Below are 17137 nucleotides of genomic sequence, written 5' to 3'. Positions count from 1 at the left end.
CTCTAAATTCCTTTATGGCCAAGTGATTTTCTACACATTGTCACAGAAGGCAGCATCCGCCGCCCGGATCTCTGCCATGCCTCCCCTAATGCTGTCAAGCTTCGCCAAATCCGCAGCAGCTGCAGGGGCATCCGCGGGTTCGCAGGCAAGTTTTGGGGCGTGTCCGCATACCAATGAAGTGTGCAGCTCTTGTACGGTCCCCATCCGATTTTACCGCAAATAAAGGAGCAGGCCCTATGACATCGATCACTACAAGCAAGCGACTCCATTACGGACTGGCCGCCGGCCTCCTTCTGCTGCTGGCCTCATCGCTCGGTACGGCCGCCTACGGGCTGCACCCGCACCTGCCGGCCGAAGCTCGGATCGGCGACTGGTCCATCGCGGGGCTCACGCCGGCGGAGCTTGAGGAGCAGCTTGCGGCCAAAGAGGCGGCCCTGCTGTCCCTGCCCGTACGGCTCGCCGTCAAGGAGGGCGAAGCCCGGCTGACCAAGAGCGTCACGCTCGGCGAACTGGGCCTGGAGCTGCGCCGCGAGGAGCTGCAGGCCCAGCTGCAGCCGCTGCGGCAGGGCTCGCCGTGGGAGCGTGCCCTCGCTCGCTGGAGACTGCGCGGCGTCTCATGGCAGCTGGCCGTGCAGCTGCCGGAAGAGAAGCTTCGCGCTGCGCTGTCCGCTACGTTCGCCGAGGTCTACGCGCGCAAGCCCGCCGACGCGCTGCGCATCATCGAAGCCGACGACACGATCCGCTACGTGCCGGAGCAGGCCGTGTCGCTGATCGATGAAGCGAAGCTGCACGAGGCGCTGCTCGCGAAGCTTCCTTCGTGGGGCTCCCTGGCGGGCGCGCCCCTCTCCAAAGATGCGCCGGAGAGCGGGGCAGCTCCGCCTCCGCTGGATGTGGAGCTGCCGATGAGGACGGCAGCCCCGGGGGTTACCGTGCAGGCGCTGCAGGCTCAGGGCATCTCGCGCAAGCTGATCGAGTACACAACCAGCTACCCGCCCGGCAGTGCTTCTCCGGAGGGCCGGGTTCATAACGTCCGCTCGACGGCGGCCGTGATCCATGACGTGCTGCTGAAGCCCGGCGAGGTCTTCGACTATGCACCTTACATCGCCGAAACCGAGAAGCGCTTCGGCTTCCGCGAAGCCCCCGTCATCGTCAATGGGAAGCTCGTTCCGGGCGTGGGCGGCGGCATCTGCCAGGTATCCTCCACGCTGTACAATGCCGTGCTCCGTGCCGGCCTGACCATCGTGGAGCGGCGCAACCATTCCCTGCCGGTAAGCTATGTCCCGCTCGGTCAGGATGCCACGTTTGCCTCCGGGCATATCGGCTTCAAGTTCCGCAACAGCACCGGACATTACCTGCTTATCCGCACCTCGGCCACCGACCGCAGCATGACCGTGAAGCTGTTCGGACAGACGCCGCCGGAGTGGTCTTACGATATTGTTTCCAAAACCGTCGAGACCCTCCCGGCGCCGGTTAAATACGTGCACAATCCGACGCTGCGCAAAGGCAGGCAGGAAACACTGATCAAGGGCAAGCCCGGTTATATCGTCGAAACTTACCGCAGGAAGCTGAAGAACGGGGTGGTGATGGCCGAGGAGAAAATCTCCCGCGACACGTACAGCGCCCAGCCTACGGTCATCGCCTCTTCGAACGGATCCGCCGCTTCCCGGGACCACACTTCGCCGTCACCCGGCGCTTCTCCCCGGGAACCGATGATCGAAGACGGCGTCAAGGGACCGAATTACCGCTCGGCCCGATAGCCCCGCTCCCCTTCAGGCAAGCACAAAGAACCCCCGCAGCCGGCGCCTTCCCCGGGAGTAATCCAGGGAACGGTTAGCAGGCTTGCGGGGGTTATGTTTTTGCGGCCGGCAAGGGAAACTATCCTACAGCCGGGGCCTATATCGTAACTTACCGGCTCTTGGCGAAGTACTCGTCGAACCAGGCTGCAGCTGCGGCATGCACCGCTTCGGCCCGTTCGATCGCCCCGCTAACCTGTACGGAGGCCGTACCGCCATAGACGTTGCGGGCATTCACGACGCTCTCCGGCTGAAGCACCTGAAAGATATCCTGATCGAACAGCTTGGAGAACTGGTGATATTCTTCGAGCTTCAGATCGAGCAGGTATTTGCCGTTCTGGATGCAATACAGCACCGTTTTGCCGATGACTTCATGTGCCTGACGGAACGGCATGCCCTTGTTCACGAGATAATCGGCAATGTCCGTCGCGTTGGAGAAGTCCTGGTTGACCGCTTGACGCATCCGGTCCTTGTTGACCTTCATCGTTGCAATCATCGGGGCATAGAGCTGCAGCGCACCCTGCAGGGTACGGACGGTGTCGAACATGCCTTCCTTGTCTTCCTGCATATCCTTGTTATAGGCCAGCGGGAGCGACTTGAGCACCGTCAGCAGGCCGATCAGGTTGCCGTACACCCGGCCGGTCTTGCCGCGCACGAGCTCGGGAACGTCCGGATTCTTCTTCTGCGGCATGATCGAGCTGCCCGTACAAAACGCATCGTCAAGCTCGATGAAGCGGAACTCGGTGCTCGACCACATCACGAACTCTTCGCTTAGACGCGAGAGGTGGGTCATGATCAGCGAGGCATTGGCAAGGAATTCGACGATGAAATCCCGATCAGATACGGCGTCCAGGGAGTTCTCGTATACGCGATCGAAGCCGAGCTGCTGGGCCACGAAGTGACGGTCGATCGGGAACGTCGTACCCGCCAGTGCACCGGCGCCCAGAGGCAGCACGTTGATCCGCTTGTAGCTGTCCTGCAGACGCTCAATGTCCCGCTGGAACATCGAGACATACGCCATCAGATGATGGGCGAACAGGATCGGCTGCGCCCGCTGCAAATGCGTATACCCCGGAACGATCGTGTCCAGGTTCGCTTTTGCCTGACCGATCAGCGCTTCCTGGATTTTGTTCAGGAGGCCGACGAACTCCACCACCCGTTTGCGGAGCCACAGGTGCATATCCGTAGCCACCTGGTCGTTGCGGCTGCGGCCGGTATGGAGCTTGCCGCCTACCGGGCCGACTTCATCGATCAGCGCCTTCTCGATATTCATGTGAATGTCTTCGTCGCTTACCGTGAATTCCATTTCGCCGCGGCGGATCATATTCTGGACCTTGTGCAGCCCGTCCTTGATCTTCTCCACATCGTCCAGCGGAAGAATGCCGCACTTGCCGAGCATCGTCACGTGCGCGAGACTCCCTTGAATATCTTCTTCCGCCAGTTCCTTATCGAACAGGATCGAGGCCGTATATTCCTCCACGAGCTGATCCGTCTTCTTCGTAAACCGTCCACCCCAAAGCTTAGACACGTTAGGTTGCTCCCCTCTCCGGTTCATCCATCATCATCTATCCAAAAAACAAGCTGATCTTCGCCACCACGTGCGGGTGCGCAGAAACCGACATAACACAGGCCTAGGGCCCTCCCCCAGCGGCTGATGCCGCGTAAGAGAGAAACCCTAGGGAGTACAAACCACTGCGCTTGGTTTCTTACGCTTGATCGGCGTTCTTCTTCACCCCTGCGGCCACGCGAAGACGCAGCGCGTTCAGGCGGATGAAGCCTGTCGCATCGCCCTGATCGTATGCCTTGGTCGGATCGGCTTCCATCGTGGCGATGTTCGGGTTGTAGAGCGATACCGGGCTCTTCACACCCGCTGCAATCACGTTGCCCTTGTAGAGCTTTAGGCGGACCGTGCCGCTGACGTTCTTCTGGCTCTCGGTGACGAGGGCCTGTACGGCCAGACGCTCGGGAGCGAACCAGAAGCCGTTGTAGACGAGCGAAGCGTACTTCGAGATGAGGGAGTCGCGCAGGTGCATTACTTCGCGGTCCATCGTGAGCGACTCGATCTTGCGGTGAGCCGTGAAGAGGATCGCGCCGCCCGGTGTCTCGTATACGCCGCGGCTCTTCATGCCGACGAAGCGGTTCTCGACCATATCGACGCGGCCTACGCCGTGCTTGCCGCCGAGCTCGTTAAGCTTCTCCATGATGTGCAGCGGGATCATCCGCTCGCCGTTAATGGCTACGCAGTTGCCCTGCTCGAACTCGAGCTCGATGTATTCCGCTTGATCCGGCGCATCTTCCGGGTCAGCGGAGAGCAGGAACATCTCTTTGTTCTCCGGAGCGCTGGCGTCGAACCAAGGATCTTCGAGCACGCCGCTCTCGTAGGAGATGTGCAGCAGGTTGCGGTCCATGGAGTACGGCTTGGACGCCGATGCCGTGACCGGAATGCCGTGCTTCTCCGCGTAAGCGATCATCTCGGCGCGGCCGGGGAACTGCTCACGGAACGACTCGAGACGCCATGGCGCGATCACTTCGATGTCCGGTGTCAATGCGGCAGCCGTAAGCTCGAAGCGAACCTGGTCGTTGCCTTTGCCGGTTGCGCCGTGGGCGATCGCCGTTGCGCCTTCTGCCAGCGCGATTTCAACCATGCGCTTGGCGATCAGCGGACGGGCAATGCTCGTGCCGAGCAGATACTGCCCCTCATACAGGGCGCCCGCCTGGAACATCGGATAGATGAAATCCTTCGCGAATTCTTCGCGCAGGTCGTCGATGTACACCTTGGAAGCGCCGGTGCTCAGCGCCTTTTCTTCCAGGCCGTCGAGCTCTTCCTTCTGGCCGATATCCGCTGTGAACGCGATGATCTCGGCGTCATAGGTTTCCTTCAGCCATTTCAAAATGATGGATGTATCCAATCCGCCCGAATAGGCCAGTACGATTTTCTGCTTTGCCATGCTTCTCCCGCTCTCCTTTGTGTTCGCTCTATCATTGCGGCCGTGCGGCCGGCCGGGACCGTTCCCGTCATCTCCGCCCGGAAGCGGTCCCCATCCCAAGCCTCTGCACTGCCGTTCATTCGTCCGTTCTACATAATGGCGGCCATAACGGCTTTCTGCGCGTGCAGACGATTCTCCGCCTGATCGAAGATCACGGAGTTGGCCCCGTCGATTACCCCTTCGGACACTTCTTCGCCGCGGTGTGCAGGCAGACAGTGCATGAAGAGGTAGTCCTTCTTCGCGTACTTCACAAGCGCTTCGTTCACCTGGAAATTCTTGAACGCGAGCTCCCGCTCCTTCTGCTCCGCTTCGAAGCCCATGCTCGCCCAGACGTCCGTATAGACGACATCCGCATCGGCGATGGCTTCCACCGGATCGGTGCCGACCCAGATGGAGCTGCCGGCCTTGGAAGCCGCTTCTCTCGACAGCTCGAGCACTTCGCTGTCCGGCTCGTAGCCCTGCGGCGTCGCCACCGCAAAGTTCATGCCGAGCTTCGCCGCGCCCATCATCAGCGAATGCACCATGTTGTTGCCGTCGCCGATGTAAGCCATCTTAAGCCCCTGCAGACGGCCCTTCTTCTCCTGGATCGTCTGGTAGTCCGCCAGCGCCTGGCACGGGTGCGACAGATCCGTCAGACCGTTAATGACCGGTACCGTTGCCCCGCGGGCCAGTTCGATCACCGTCCGGTGCGCATAGGTGCGAATCATGATGCCGTCAAGATAGCGCGACATCGTCTGGGCGGTATCATGAATGGTCTCCCCGCGGCCGAGCTGCAGATCGTTCTTGCTGAGGAACAGCGCATGCCCGCCGAGCTGGTACATCCCTACTTCAAAGGAAACACGCGTACGCGTGGATGATTTTTCAAAAATCATGCCGAGGGTCTTGCCCTTCAGCGGTTGAAACACTTCCCCGGCCTGGTTCTTCTTCTTGAGATTGATTGCCAGGTCGATCAAATATTGAATCTCTTCCGGCGCATAATCCACCAGACCGATAAAATCGCGCCCTTTCAGGCTGATCTCGATATCCTGCTCTGTCGTTCCCGCCATGAATGCATCTCCCTTCTTTCTTGCAGCGGCCCCAAGGCCCTTCTCTCGGATCGTAACCGGAGCGCTCCGGCTGGAAGCCGCTGCCGCATTGTATATTAAACCGCTGCTGCGGCTGCTTTCTTCGCCAGTTCCGCTGTAATGGCCGCAAGGCCGCGGTCCAGATCTTCCTTGCTGATCAGCAGGCTCGGTGCCAGCCGGATCACGTTAGGTCCCGCCGAAATCACGAGAACCCCTTGGTCGAGCAGGGAGCCGATGATCTCGCCCGCCGGCACGGTCAACCCGATGCCCAGCAGAAGGCCAAGCCCGCGCACTTCCGTCACCAGCGGATTGCCGGCCAGCTGTTTCTTCAGTTCACCGACGGCATAAGCACCCAGTTCCGCTGCACGCTCAGGCAGCTTCTCTTCCAGCATGACTTCCAAGGTCGCCAGCCCTGCCGCTGTGGCAAGGTAGTTGCCGCCGAAGGTCGAGCCGTGGCTGCCGGCGGAGAAGGCTTCACGGAGCTTTTCCTTGCCGAGCATGGCGCCGATCGGCATCCCGCTGCCAAGCCCTTTGGCCAGTGTGAAGATATCCGGCTCGATGCCGTAGTGCTCGTAGGCGAACAGCTTGCCTGTACGGCCCATGCCCGTCTGGATCTCATCGACGATGAGCAGCAGTCCGTGTTCTTCGCACAGCTCGACGATACGCTTAACGAAGGACGGGTCCGCTGCGTTCACGCCTCCCTCGCCCTGCACCATCTCCAGCATGATCGCACAAGTCCGGGAGGATACAAGCTTCTCAAGGGCTTCGGCGTCATTAAATGGCGCATAAACGAAGCCTTGAGGCAGCGGTGCAAAGCCTTCCTTGACCTTATCCTGCCCTGTTGCGGTTAACGTAGCCAGCGTGCGGCCGTGGAACGACATGTGGAAGGTGATAATCTCGCAGCGCTCCGGCTGGCCCAGCACCTTCTGGAAGTACCGGCGGGCGAGCTTGATAGCCGCCTCGTTCGCTTCCGCGCCGCTGTTGCTGAAGAAAACCGCATCGGCGCAGGAGTGCTGTACGAGCAGTCCCGCCAGCTTCTCCTGGTTCGGGATGCGGTACAGGTTGCTTGTATGCCACAGCGTATCGATCTGCTCCTTGAGCCGATCGCCCACACGCTTCGGCGCATGACCCAGATTCGTAACCGCAATCCCGCACATCAGGTCCAGATACTCCTTGCCGTTCTCATCCCACAGCCTGCTGCCTTCGCCCTTCACAAATGCAAAAGGATACCGTGCGTAGTTCGGAAACAAAGCGCTTTGAGCTTCTCCCATGTCGTTCACTCCTTTATATAATCGAAGTAGGATTCCGTTCTTCAGTTCCGTACGATGCGCGTACCGATGCCGCCTTCGCGGAGCACCCGGCTGAGCACGGCCGGTTCGGAGCCGTTCACGATGACGACTTCCCGCACCTTGCCCTGAATACACTGCACGGCTGCCCGCACTTTCGGAATCATGCCGCCATAAATTTCGCCGCTTTCGATCATCTCGTCGATCTCCCGAACCGTAACGGAAGGAAGCACCCGCTTCTCCCCGTCCACCGTCTTCAGGATGCCCGGAACGTCGGTGACCACAATCATCCGCTCGACGCCGATATGTGAAGCGACTGCGCCGGCCGCCGTATCCGCATTGATGTTATAGCGCTGGCCGCCGTCGGCACCGATGCCGACAGGGGCGATGACCGGCATATAGCCCATGGCCACGATGCCCTGCACCAGCTCCCCGTTGACGTTCGTCACGTCACCGACAAGCCCCACTTCATGCGCGTTCTTCACCGGCTCCGCCTGGATCAGATGGCCGTCGACCCCGGAGAGGCCGATCGCCTTCGCTCCGGAGCACTGGATCTTGCGCACGATCTCTTTGTTGATCTGGCCCGCGAGGACCATCTCGACCACGTCGAGCACCCTCTCATCCGTCCGCCTTAGACCGTTGACGAACTCGGTCTCGATCCCGAGCTTGCCGAGCGTATCCGAGATCGCCGGCCCGCCGCCGTGAACGATCACCGGAATGAGCCCCTGCTCCTGCAGAATACGGAGGTCTTCAAAGAAAGCGTCCGGCAGGGCCGCAAGTGTGCTGCCCCCGCATTTCATCACAAAACAGTCTTTCATCCGCGCGTATCCCCTTCTGCTCTATATCCCTTGCAGACCGCAGCCCGTCTCCTCCGGAAAGCGGCCTTATCCTTAGCCCCATCAACCCTTGCCGTGGGACATCCCGTTACGTTCGGTAGGCGGCATTGATCCGCACATAGTCGTATGTGAGGTCGCAGCCCCAGGCGGTTGCCGATACATCCCCCATATGCAGATCGACATGGATGAGAACGAAGTCGCCCTTAAGGTACTCCGCAGCCCGCTCTTCGTCGAACTTCACCGGACGGGACTGCTCCAGTACGGTAATATCGCCGAGCCGCACATCGACCTTCTCCGTCTCGACCTTATACCCGGCCCGGCCGACGGCCGCAATAATCCGGCCCCAGTTCGCGTCAGCGCCGTAGACCGCCGTCTTCACGAGCGAAGAACCGATGACCGTCTTGGCGATGGCGCGCGCCGCTTCCTTCGAGTCCGCTCCGGTAATGGTCACCTCTACGAGCTTCGTCGCCCCTTCACCGTCCCGCGCAATCGCCTTGGCGAGATGCTCGCCCACGAAAGCGAACGCGGCTTTGAAGGCCTCCCAATCCGCATGCTGCGGAGTCAGCGCTTCGCCGCCGGCCAGACCGCTGGCCATGACGACCACCATGTCGTTCGTGCTCGTGTCGCCGTCTACGGTGATCATGTTGAACGTGGAATCCGTCACCTCGTTCAGCAGCTTCTGCAGGTCGGCGCTTGCAACGTTGGCATCGGTCGTGATGAAGCCGAGCATCGTGGCCATGTTCGGGTGAATCATGCCGGAGCCTTTAGCCGCCCCAGCGATATGCACCGTGGTGCCCCCGACCGTCAGCGACACGCAGATCTCCTTCTTGACGAGATCCGTGGTCAGGATCGCCTGGCAGAAGTCGTCTCCGCCGTCCGCGCTCACACCTGCCGGCAGCCGTTCGATGCCGGGGAGCACCTTGCCCATCGGCAGCAGCTCCCCGATCACGCCGGTAGAGGTTACGCCGACGAGGTGTTCGGCCACACCGAACGCCTTGGCGCCGGCCGCACGCATCGCGCGGGCATCGTCCACGCCCTGCTGGCCCGTGCACGCATTGGCGTTGCCCGAATTCACGAGCATCACCTGCAGCGTACCGCCCTCGGCGATGCTCTCCTTCGTCACGCCGAGCGGCGCAGCCTGAAACTGGTTGAGCGTATATACACCCGCCGCCTGTGCCGGCACCTCGCATACAATCACGCCAAGGTCATGGCGTTCCGTCTTCTTCAGTCCGCAGTGCAGTCCCCCTGCGCGGAATCCTGCCGGCGTCGTTACGGAGCCCTCCGGCACCACCACGAACGCTGCTTTGCCTACCGTCATCGCTCTTCTCTCCCGTTCTGCCCAGTTATGGAAAGGCCACTTAAGGGTACACAGGACTGAATGCCAGCCCGGTGCCTTCGTCCCAGCCCATCATGAGGTTCAAGTTCTGAATTGCCTGTCCCGCCGCACCTTTGACCACGTTATCGATGACCGAGATCACCGTAAGACGGCCGGTACGGGAGTCCAGGGACAAGCCGATGTCGCAGTAATTGGAGCCGAGCACCTGCTTGGTCGCCGGAAACTTGCCCTTCTCGAGGATCCGGACGAACCGCCGTCCTTCATAATAAGAACGGAACAAGGCGAAGATCTCGTCCTCGCTGCGGGCTTCTTTCAGATTCACGTAGATCGTCGACAGAATCCCCCGCGTCATCGGCACCAGATGCGTCGTGAACGTGATCACGGCTTCTTCTCCTGCAAGACGGGATATCGTCTGTTCGATCTCAGGCGTATGCTGGTGCTTGTTGACCTTGTAGGCCAGGAAATTCTCGTTCATCTCCGAGTAGTGCACCGTCAGGCTGAGACCGCGCCCTGCACCGGATACGCCGGACTTGGCATCGACGATGATCGACTTCGGATCGATCCACCGGTGAGCCGCCAGCGGAGCAAGCCCCAGTGCCGTAGCCGTCGGGTAGCAGCCCGGATTCGAGACGAAATCCGTTCCCTTGACGTCGTCCCCGAACACTTCGGAAAGTCCGTATACCGCTTTATCTATGTAGGCCGGATCAGCCGGCTTATGTTTGTACCACTGTTCGTAATCTTCCCCGTTCTTCAGCCGGAAGTCGCCCGAGATATCGATCACCTTGAGTCCAGCATCCAGAAGCTTCGGCGACAGCTCGCTGCTGATGCCGTGCGGGGTGGCCAGAAAGACGACATCCGCCTTCTCCTTCAAGAGGTCCACATCAACCGCATCCAGCTTGTCGGTCAGAATTCCGTTCAGGTGCGGGAAGCCTTCCGCGATGGAAGCCCCGGCGTTCGAGGACGATACCACCGATGTGATCGCCACATGGGGATGAGCCAGCAGCAGCCGGATCGTTTCCGCCCCGCCGTATCCTGTCGCTCCGACAATGGCCGCTCTTACTTGAGACATAATCCGTTCCCTCCACATGCAAACTATGTATTATTATACATTCGCAAGTATAATAATTCAACGCATTTTTTCATGAACAGCACTGATGATATCTATGGAAACCTCTGCCTTATCCCTCGATCCGGTAACTCCGGCCGTATTCAACAGGCGCCTTGCTGCCATGGAGGCAGATGGCCTTTTCCACCTTCCTCATCGTACCCCAGCTTTTCCGGCTCTGCAACCTTTCTCTTCCAGCCGAAAGGCGATCCCATCCGCCCCATCGCCCGTCCCTTTTATCCACCGTTTCCACCCTGGGGCCCGCACCGTTCCAGCCGCCGGAGGGGCAATCCGGCTCCATTGACGAATCGGGAATGTTCTTGAACTGGGGTATCCCGCATGGTAAAATTTGAGTTGCCCTTTATGCGTAATGAATCGGGGAATGGTAGATATGACAAAGTTGGAAGCCGAATTCAGCAATTTGGTGAAAGCGTTTCGCAAGAAGCATATGGGCAAAGGCCCCCGGGAGATCCGCACCACGTTCTGCAGGAACTGGGCGATCTGCGAGATGGAAGGCCATCTCTCTCCCGTCGAGAAGTTCATCGCTACGGCGACCGACGGCAAGCAGGCGCTGCGTACCGCCCGGACCGAGATGGTCAAGGAGATGTACCGGACCCACCGCCCCGTCGAGATGGAAGAGCTGCTCGGCGCCCGCTTCGTAGACTTGTTCGTCGACATTGATCTTGACCAGGACATCGGCATGAGCATCTTCGTCTTTGACCGGGACATCCCGCACAAGACCGGCTGACTTTGCCGCTGATTCTTCGGGCCCTTCGCCATGACAGGCATGCCGGATACCCTCCGGACCGCCTTCACCGGTGAACCCGCCTATCCTAACTACATAGGTGCCGTTGGCACTTGGCAGCGATCCTGCTCAAGACTAACCGCCGCAGCAGACTCAGCCCCCATCGGAGCAGGCTTTATTCCTGTACGTCCCGGGCTCTGGGCCTGCTGCGGTTTTTTGTGCACCTCCCTATCCTATTCCCAAACTGAAGGAGCGTTCCTCTATGGGCCAAACCAAACATTCCGGGCAAATCCCCCTGCCCTCCCTCCCCGACCCGTCCCTCTGGGCCAGCCGCGTCCCGTTCGGGCTGAACCGGATCAAACCCCGGCATATCCGCGACACGTTCAAGGCCGTATGGGACAATCGCGACCAGCTGCCCTATGCTTACCGCATTCTGACCCAAGGGGTGTGCGACGGCTGCGCGCTGGGCGTGGCGGGGCTGCAGGATCAAACCCTGACCGGCCCCCATCTGTGCACCACCCGGCTGAACGTCCTGCGGCTGAATACGATGCCTGCGATCCCCAGGGATGTGCTGCACGCCGATATCGACGAACTGCGCCGCATGGACAGCACCGCGCTGCGCGGGCTGGGCCGCCTGCCGTATCCGCTGATCCGGCGGAAGGGCCAACGCCGGTTCACCCGCCTCTCGTGGGACGAAGCGCTGGACACAATCGCCGCCAAAATCTCGGCTGTCAACCCCAAGCAGCTGGCCTTCTACCTCACGGCCCGCGGGATTACGAACGAGTCGTATTACGCGGCTGCCAAGGTAGCCCGGTTCCTCGGGACGAACCACATCGACAACGCGTCCCGCATCTGCCATTCGCCCTCGAAGACCGCCCTGAAGCGGTCGGTCGGCATCGGCGCCTCCTCCTGCAGCTACAAGGACTGGATCGGCACAGATGTCCTCGTCTTCTGGGGCAGCGTAGCGGCGAACAACCAGCCTGTGTCGACCAAGTATATGTATGCGGCGAAGCGCCGGGGGACCCGGATCATCGTGATCAATCCATACCATGAGCCGTCGATGGACCAGTACTGGATTCCATCCGTGCCGGAGTCGGCGCTGTTCGGCACGAAGCTCACCGACGACTTCTACCAGGTGAACATCGGAGGGGACATCGCCTTCATGAACGGCGTCATGAAGGTCTGGTTCGAGATGGAGCGCGCACAGCCCGGCTCTGCTCTCGACCATGCCTTCCTGGCCGCCCACACGAACGGGCTGGAGGAGCTGCGTGCCCACGTGGAAGCGCAGCCCTGGGAGCTGCTGGAGCAGTCTTCCGGCCTCTCCCGTGAGCGAATGAAGGAATTTGCCGTGCTGCTCGCCGAAGCCAAATCGGGCGTCTTCGTCTGGAGCATGGGCCTGACCCAGCACCGCTTCGGTACCGACAACATCTCGCAGGTCGCCAACCTGGCGCTGCTGCGCGGCTTCCTCGGCCGGGAGCACTGCGGCCTGATGCCGATCCGCGGGCACAGCGGGGTGCAGGGCTCGGGCGAGATGGGTGCAGACCCATTCTCGCTGCCCGGCGGGGAGATCGGCGATGCAGCCGCCCGCCGTCGCATTGAAGCGCTGTGGGGCTTCCCGCTGCCCGACTGGCAGGGGGACATCGTCGGGGTCTCCCTCGAGAACGCGATGCTCCCCGAGGACCATGAGCGCCGGCTCCGGGTGTTCTATACCTCGGGCGGCAACTTCCTCGAGACGATGCCGGATCCTGAATTTATCCGACAGTGCCTTGAGCGGGTGGAGCTGCGGGTACATCAGGATATCATCCTGAACACCTCCACCCTCGTCGACGCGGCGGAAACGGTGATCGTGCTGCCGGCGATGACCCGCTATGAGCAGCCTGGCGGCGGCACGTCAACCTCCACGGAGCGGATGGTCTACTTCTCACCGGAGATCGAAGGCCCCCGCATGCCGGAAGCCCGGGCCGAATGGCAGATCTACGCTGAGCTGGCCGCCAGGGTGAAGCCGCAGGAGGCGAAGCGCCTGGGCCTCCAATCCGCAGCGGACATCCGCCGGGAGATTGCCGAGGCGGCGCCGAACTACGACGGCATCCAGCACCTGAAGTCGCGGGGCGACGTATTCCAGTGGGGCGGCGCCTGGCTGTGCGAAGGCGGTATCTGCCCGACCCCGGATGGCCGGGGGCGGCTGCTGCCGATCGAGCTTCCGGAGCTCCGGAAACCTGAAGGACACTTCTTCGTGACCACCAGGCGGGGCAAGCAGTTCAATTCCATGATCTACAGCGAGACGGACCCCTTCAACGGGGCGGACCGGTACCATGTGCTGATGCATCCGGAGGACGGCCGGAAGCTCGGTCTTCGCGAAGATGACGCCATCGTCGTCTATAACCGGTATGGTGCCATGCACGGAAGAGCCAAGTGGGAGCCGGTCAAGCCCGGCAATATCGAAGTGCACTGGCCGGAGGGCAATGTGCTGCTGCCGACCGGTGTATACGAACCTCATGCGGGAATACCGGAATATAATACCTCGGTGATTGTGGAGAAAGCGGAAACTTATCATGCGATGAAGGATACGAAGTACGTGGAGCGGAGAATCGAAGAATTGGAACTGGAGAGCGAGTGAGCGGGGATGCACGATGAGGCGGTAACACCAAGAACCATATGGAGATACGACGGGGGCGCCCTCCGGCCCCTCCGCGACACCATTGTGCGGGAGACGCCTCTGACGGTCCGTGTGAACGGGGAAGAATTCGCCACGGTCGTCTGCTCGCCCGGCGACCTGGAGGACTTCGTCGTCGGCTTCCTGGCCTCAGAAGGTGTACTCCGGCTTCATTCCGAGATCACCTCCCTTCAGCTCGATCCGTGGAAGGGCTTTGCTTATGTGGAACTGCAAAACCCGCTGCCGGCGCGGCAGCGGGATCAGTCCAAACGGTTTATCGGCTCCTGCTGCGGCAAGAGCCGGCAGTTCTACTTCCAGAGCGATGCCCGGACGGCCCGGACCGTCCTCTCCCGCCATACGGTGACGCCGGACCAATGCCTGGCGCTCATGGCGCTGCTGCAGGAGGGCTCCGACGTCTTCCGCAGTACGGGCGGTGTCCACAATGCGGCACTGTGCTCCACCGACGCGCTGCTGGTCCGCCGCAGCGATATCGGGCGGCACAACGCCCTCGACAAGCTGTTCGGACACAGCCTCCGGCAGGGGCTGCCGCTGCACGACAAGCTGCTCGCCTTCAGCGGACGCGTCTCGTCGGAAGTGCTTCTGAAAGCCGCCAAGATGGGCATCGGCCTCCTGCTCTCGAAGTCGGCCCCGACCGATTTGGCGCTGAACCTGGCGGACGACCTGGGCATCACGGTGATCGGCTTCATCCGCGGAAGCAGCTTCAACGTGTATTCGCATCCGGAACGGGTGCAGCCCACGGCCGGGTCCGCCCGGGCTTGACCGACCGTCCGCTGATTACGGACTCAGACTGCTGCCTGTCAGCTTGAAGCCCTCGCCCAGCACCTCGTTGGTGTCGCTCAGGATGACGAAGGCTCCCGGGTCGATCCGCCGGACGAGCTCCTTCAGCCGGCTGACCTCGGTCTGGCTGACGACCACCATCAGCACCCGCTTGGATTCGCCGGTATAGCCTCCGGTCGCCTGCAGCTTGGTCAGTCCCCGGTCGAGCTCGTAGAGGATGCCCTCCCGGATCTCTTCCTCGGCCTCCGAGATGATGAACGCAACCTTGGAGTAGCTGAGGCCGAGCTGCACAATGTTGATCGTCTTTGTCGTGACGAAGAGACCGATCAGCGCATACATGGCCTTCTCAGGCGAGAGGAAGACACCCGCGGTCAGAATGATCAGGCCGTCGAGCAGCGCGACGCACAGACCGAGCGAGATCCCGGTATACCGGTGCAGCATCTGGGCAGCCAGATCCATCCCTCCCGTGGAGGCCCGTCCCCGGAACACAAGTCCGAGGCCCGCCCCGATCCCGATGCCTCCGTAGATGGAGGCGAGCAGCACGTTGTCGGTCATGGACGGCAGGTCCTTCGTCAGCAGGACGAACAGCGGCAGCACGATCGAGCCGACGAGCGTCTTCGCGCCGAACTGCCGGCCGAGCAGCAGCGTACCGAGCAGGAACAGCGGGATGTTGAGCGCCCACTGGGTGAAGGCCGGCTCGATGCCGAAGAGCTTCTCCACAATGACGCTGATGCCCGTTACACCGCCCGACGCTACCTGATTCGGTCCGAGGAAGGTGTTGAAGGAGACAGCCACCACCAGCGACCCGAGAAGGAGCAGCAGGTATTCCCGGATATGCTGCATCCAGCCCGGCCGGCCGCCCCCTCCCTTGCGTGAGCGCTTGTTCATGCGGCTGCCCTCGGCCGGACGCACGCCGCCGCGGGGACCCAGCCCCTGGGAGGCCGGAGGCGATTCCCCTGACCGGGCATCCGGTGCGTGGGCGTCTGTGCGCTCTCGCAACCCCGCCTCGTGAACGACCTTTGCCGGGGACGCTCCGTCTCCCCGTTTATCCTGAGCCGCCTCCAGGGACAGCCGGCCGCCGACCTTCCTCGGCGCTGCCTTCCTCACTGTTTTTTTTCTCCGATCCGCCATACGTTCCCCCGCCTCATTTCACAAAAAATCCCACATGTGCGGCAGCAGCCGGAAGCGCCTCCGGAATATCCCGGCACTGCACACCCCAAGCCGGCCGCCTTTTCCATGTAGGATGAGCTTGCCAACCCTATTTTATCAATCACCGGCTTCTTCCAGTCCATGAGGCAGGAAAACTTACTCTTCCCGATCCTTCTTGTTAATCCGGCCGCGGAGATACGCGTCGATGAACGGATCGAGATCCCCGTCCATGACCGCTCCCACGTTGCCCGTCTCTTCTCCGGTCCGGTGGTCCTTCACCATGCTGTACGGGTGGAAGACGTACGAGCGAATCTGGCTGCCCCAGGCAATATCGGCCACTTCGCCGCGAATCTCCGCGAGCTGCTTCTGCTGCTCTTCGATCTTCTTCTCGTAGAGCTTGGAACGCAGCATCTTCATCGCACGGTCACGGTTCTTGATCTGCGACCGCTCGGTCTGGCAGGAGACGACCACCCCCGTAGGCATGTGCGTAATCCGTACGGCCGAATCGGTTGTGTTGATGTGCTGTCCGCCGGCACCGGAGGCGCGGTACGTGTCGACCTTGAGATCCTCGGTCCGGATCTCGATCTCTACGTCGTCGTCGATCTCCGGCATGATGTCGCACGATACGAACGAGGTATGACGTCGGCCCGAGGAATCGAACGGCGAGATCCGTACCAGCCGGTGCACGCCCTTCTCCGCCTTGAGATAGCCGTAAGCGTTATAGCCCTGGATGAGCAGCGTAACGCTCTTCACCCCGGCCTCGTCGCCCGGCAGGTAGTCAAGCACCTCGACCTTGAAACCGCGCTTCTCCGCCCAGCGGCGGTACATCCGCAGCAGCATCTCCGCCCAGTCCTGCGACTCCGTACCGCCCGCCCCCGGATGCAGCTCCAGGATCGCGTTCAGCTTGTCGTACGGCTGACTGAGCAGCAGCTGCAGCTCGAAGCCTTCCAGCTTCTTCACCAGCGCGGTGATCCCCGAAGTGAGCTCGGATGCCAGGCTCTCATCGTTCTCTTCCTGCACGAGCTCCATCATGAGCTCAAGGTCTTCATATTCCGCCGTCAGCGCCTGCAGCTGGTCGATGCTGCCCTTGATCGCGTTCATCTCCGCAATGAGCTTCTGCGCCTTTTCATTGTCGTCCCAGAAGTCCGGAGCCGACATCTTCTCTTCGTAATCTGCGATCTGTTCCAGCTTCAGATCTAAGTCAAAGAGACCCCCTAAGCTCAGCCAATCGCTTGGCCGTTTCTTGCATATCCCGTTTTACATCCGCTTCCAACATGGTCAGCACCTCATTATAAAGTTTTATGATTACCTTATGCCTGTTCAGTGAAAAAGGAGACCGGGGCCTCGCCCCGACCTCCCGCTTCTTGCGGCCCGGTCTCTCCCCA

General features: G+C 61.1%; 13 protein-coding genes. 4 read left to right on the top strand and 9 right to left on the bottom strand.

From position 1 onward, the window contains the following. Positions 1-236 precede the first annotated feature (236 nt). Positions 237-1757: a VanW family protein gene (locus tag PM3016_RS00610; RefSeq protein ID WP_014368116.1), complete on the top strand. Its 1521-nt coding sequence runs from the start codon at positions 237-239 to the stop codon at positions 1755-1757. A 148-nt stretch (positions 1758-1905) separates the two neighbouring features. Here PM3016_RS00610 and argH read toward each other — a convergent pair whose 3' ends face one another. The 7 genes from argH to argC all read right to left on the bottom strand — a co-directional run bounded on the left by argH (position 1906) and on the right by argC (position 10374). Beyond that, positions 1906-3321 (bottom strand): argininosuccinate lyase, encoded by a 1416-nt coding sequence (argH, locus tag PM3016_RS00605; protein ID WP_013913948.1) that lies wholly within the window; start codon positions 3319-3321, stop codon positions 1906-1908. Positions 3322-3499: 178 nt separating this feature from the next. Next, positions 3500-4741, bottom strand: coding sequence for an argininosuccinate synthase (locus PM3016_RS00600; protein WP_013913947.1), 1242 nt, complete (start codon positions 4739-4741; stop codon positions 3500-3502). A gap of 128 nt (positions 4742-4869) precedes the next feature. Further along, the gene (gene argF, locus PM3016_RS00595) at positions 4870-5826 is read right to left on the bottom strand and encodes an ornithine carbamoyltransferase (protein ID WP_013913946.1); all 957 of its coding nucleotides are present in this window, start codon (positions 5824-5826) and stop codon (positions 4870-4872) included. Between the two features lie 95 nt (positions 5827-5921). Beyond that, the gene (locus PM3016_RS00590; RefSeq protein WP_014368115.1) at positions 5922-7115 is read right to left on the bottom strand and encodes an acetylornithine transaminase; all 1194 of its coding nucleotides are present in this window, start codon (positions 7113-7115) and stop codon (positions 5922-5924) included. A 41-nt stretch (positions 7116-7156) separates the two neighbouring features. Beyond that, on the bottom strand, positions 7157-7948 hold the full coding sequence (argB, locus tag PM3016_RS00585) for an acetylglutamate kinase (RefSeq protein WP_014368114.1): 792 nt from the start codon (positions 7946-7948) through the stop codon (positions 7157-7159). Positions 7949-8054: 106 nt separating this feature from the next. Continuing rightward, entirely contained in the window at positions 8055-9284 is a 1230-nt protein-coding gene (gene argJ, locus PM3016_RS00580) for a bifunctional glutamate N-acetyltransferase/amino-acid acetyltransferase ArgJ (RefSeq protein ID WP_014368113.1), read from the bottom strand. A gap of 40 nt (positions 9285-9324) precedes the next feature. After that, complete coding sequence (gene argC, locus PM3016_RS00575) at positions 9325-10374, bottom strand: N-acetyl-gamma-glutamyl-phosphate reductase (protein WP_041619362.1); 1050 nt, start codon at positions 10372-10374, stop codon at positions 9325-9327. 424 nt (positions 10375-10798) lie between these two features. On the opposite strand from argC, the gene PM3016_RS00570 reads away from it, so the two are divergent. From PM3016_RS00570 to fdhD, 3 genes are all read left to right on the top strand, one after another. Beyond that, positions 10799-11155 carry a Na-translocating system protein MpsC family protein gene (locus tag PM3016_RS00570; protein ID WP_014368111.1) on the top strand — a complete coding sequence of 119 codons (357 nt, stop codon included), beginning with the start codon at positions 10799-10801 and terminating at the stop codon, positions 11153-11155. 259 nt (positions 11156-11414) lie between these two features. Then, positions 11415-13769, top strand: a complete 2355-nt coding sequence (locus tag PM3016_RS00565; protein WP_014368110.1) for an FdhF/YdeP family oxidoreductase — start codon at positions 11415-11417, stop codon at positions 13767-13769. Between the two features lie 6 nt (positions 13770-13775). Continuing rightward, positions 13776-14585, top strand: coding sequence for a formate dehydrogenase accessory sulfurtransferase FdhD (gene fdhD, locus PM3016_RS00560; protein WP_014368109.1), 810 nt, complete (start codon positions 13776-13778; stop codon positions 14583-14585). Positions 14586-14600: 15 nt separating this feature from the next. Here the strand turns inward: fdhD and PM3016_RS00555 are convergent, their stop codons facing one another. Next, positions 14601-15734: a YitT family protein gene (locus PM3016_RS00555; protein WP_014368108.1), complete on the bottom strand. Its 1134-nt coding sequence runs from the start codon at positions 15732-15734 to the stop codon at positions 14601-14603. Positions 15735-15908: 174 nt separating this feature from the next. Then, positions 15909-17028 (bottom strand): peptide chain release factor 2 gene (gene prfB, locus PM3016_RS00550; RefSeq protein WP_128758881.1). Its coding sequence is split into 2 segments (ribosomal slippage): positions 15909-16955 and positions 16957-17028, totalling 1119 coding nucleotides; the frame shifts between segments, so codons are not numbered across the junction. Between the last annotated feature and the right edge of the window lie 109 nt (positions 17029-17137).

Source organism: Paenibacillus mucilaginosus 3016, from assembly GCF_000250655.1.
In the GTDB taxonomy this organism is placed as follows: domain Bacteria; phylum Bacillota; class Bacilli; order Paenibacillales; family NBRC-103111; genus Paenibacillus_G; species Paenibacillus_G mucilaginosus.
Note: the sequence above shows the minus strand (reverse complement) of the source record. Positions and strands in the feature narration are given on the sequence as shown.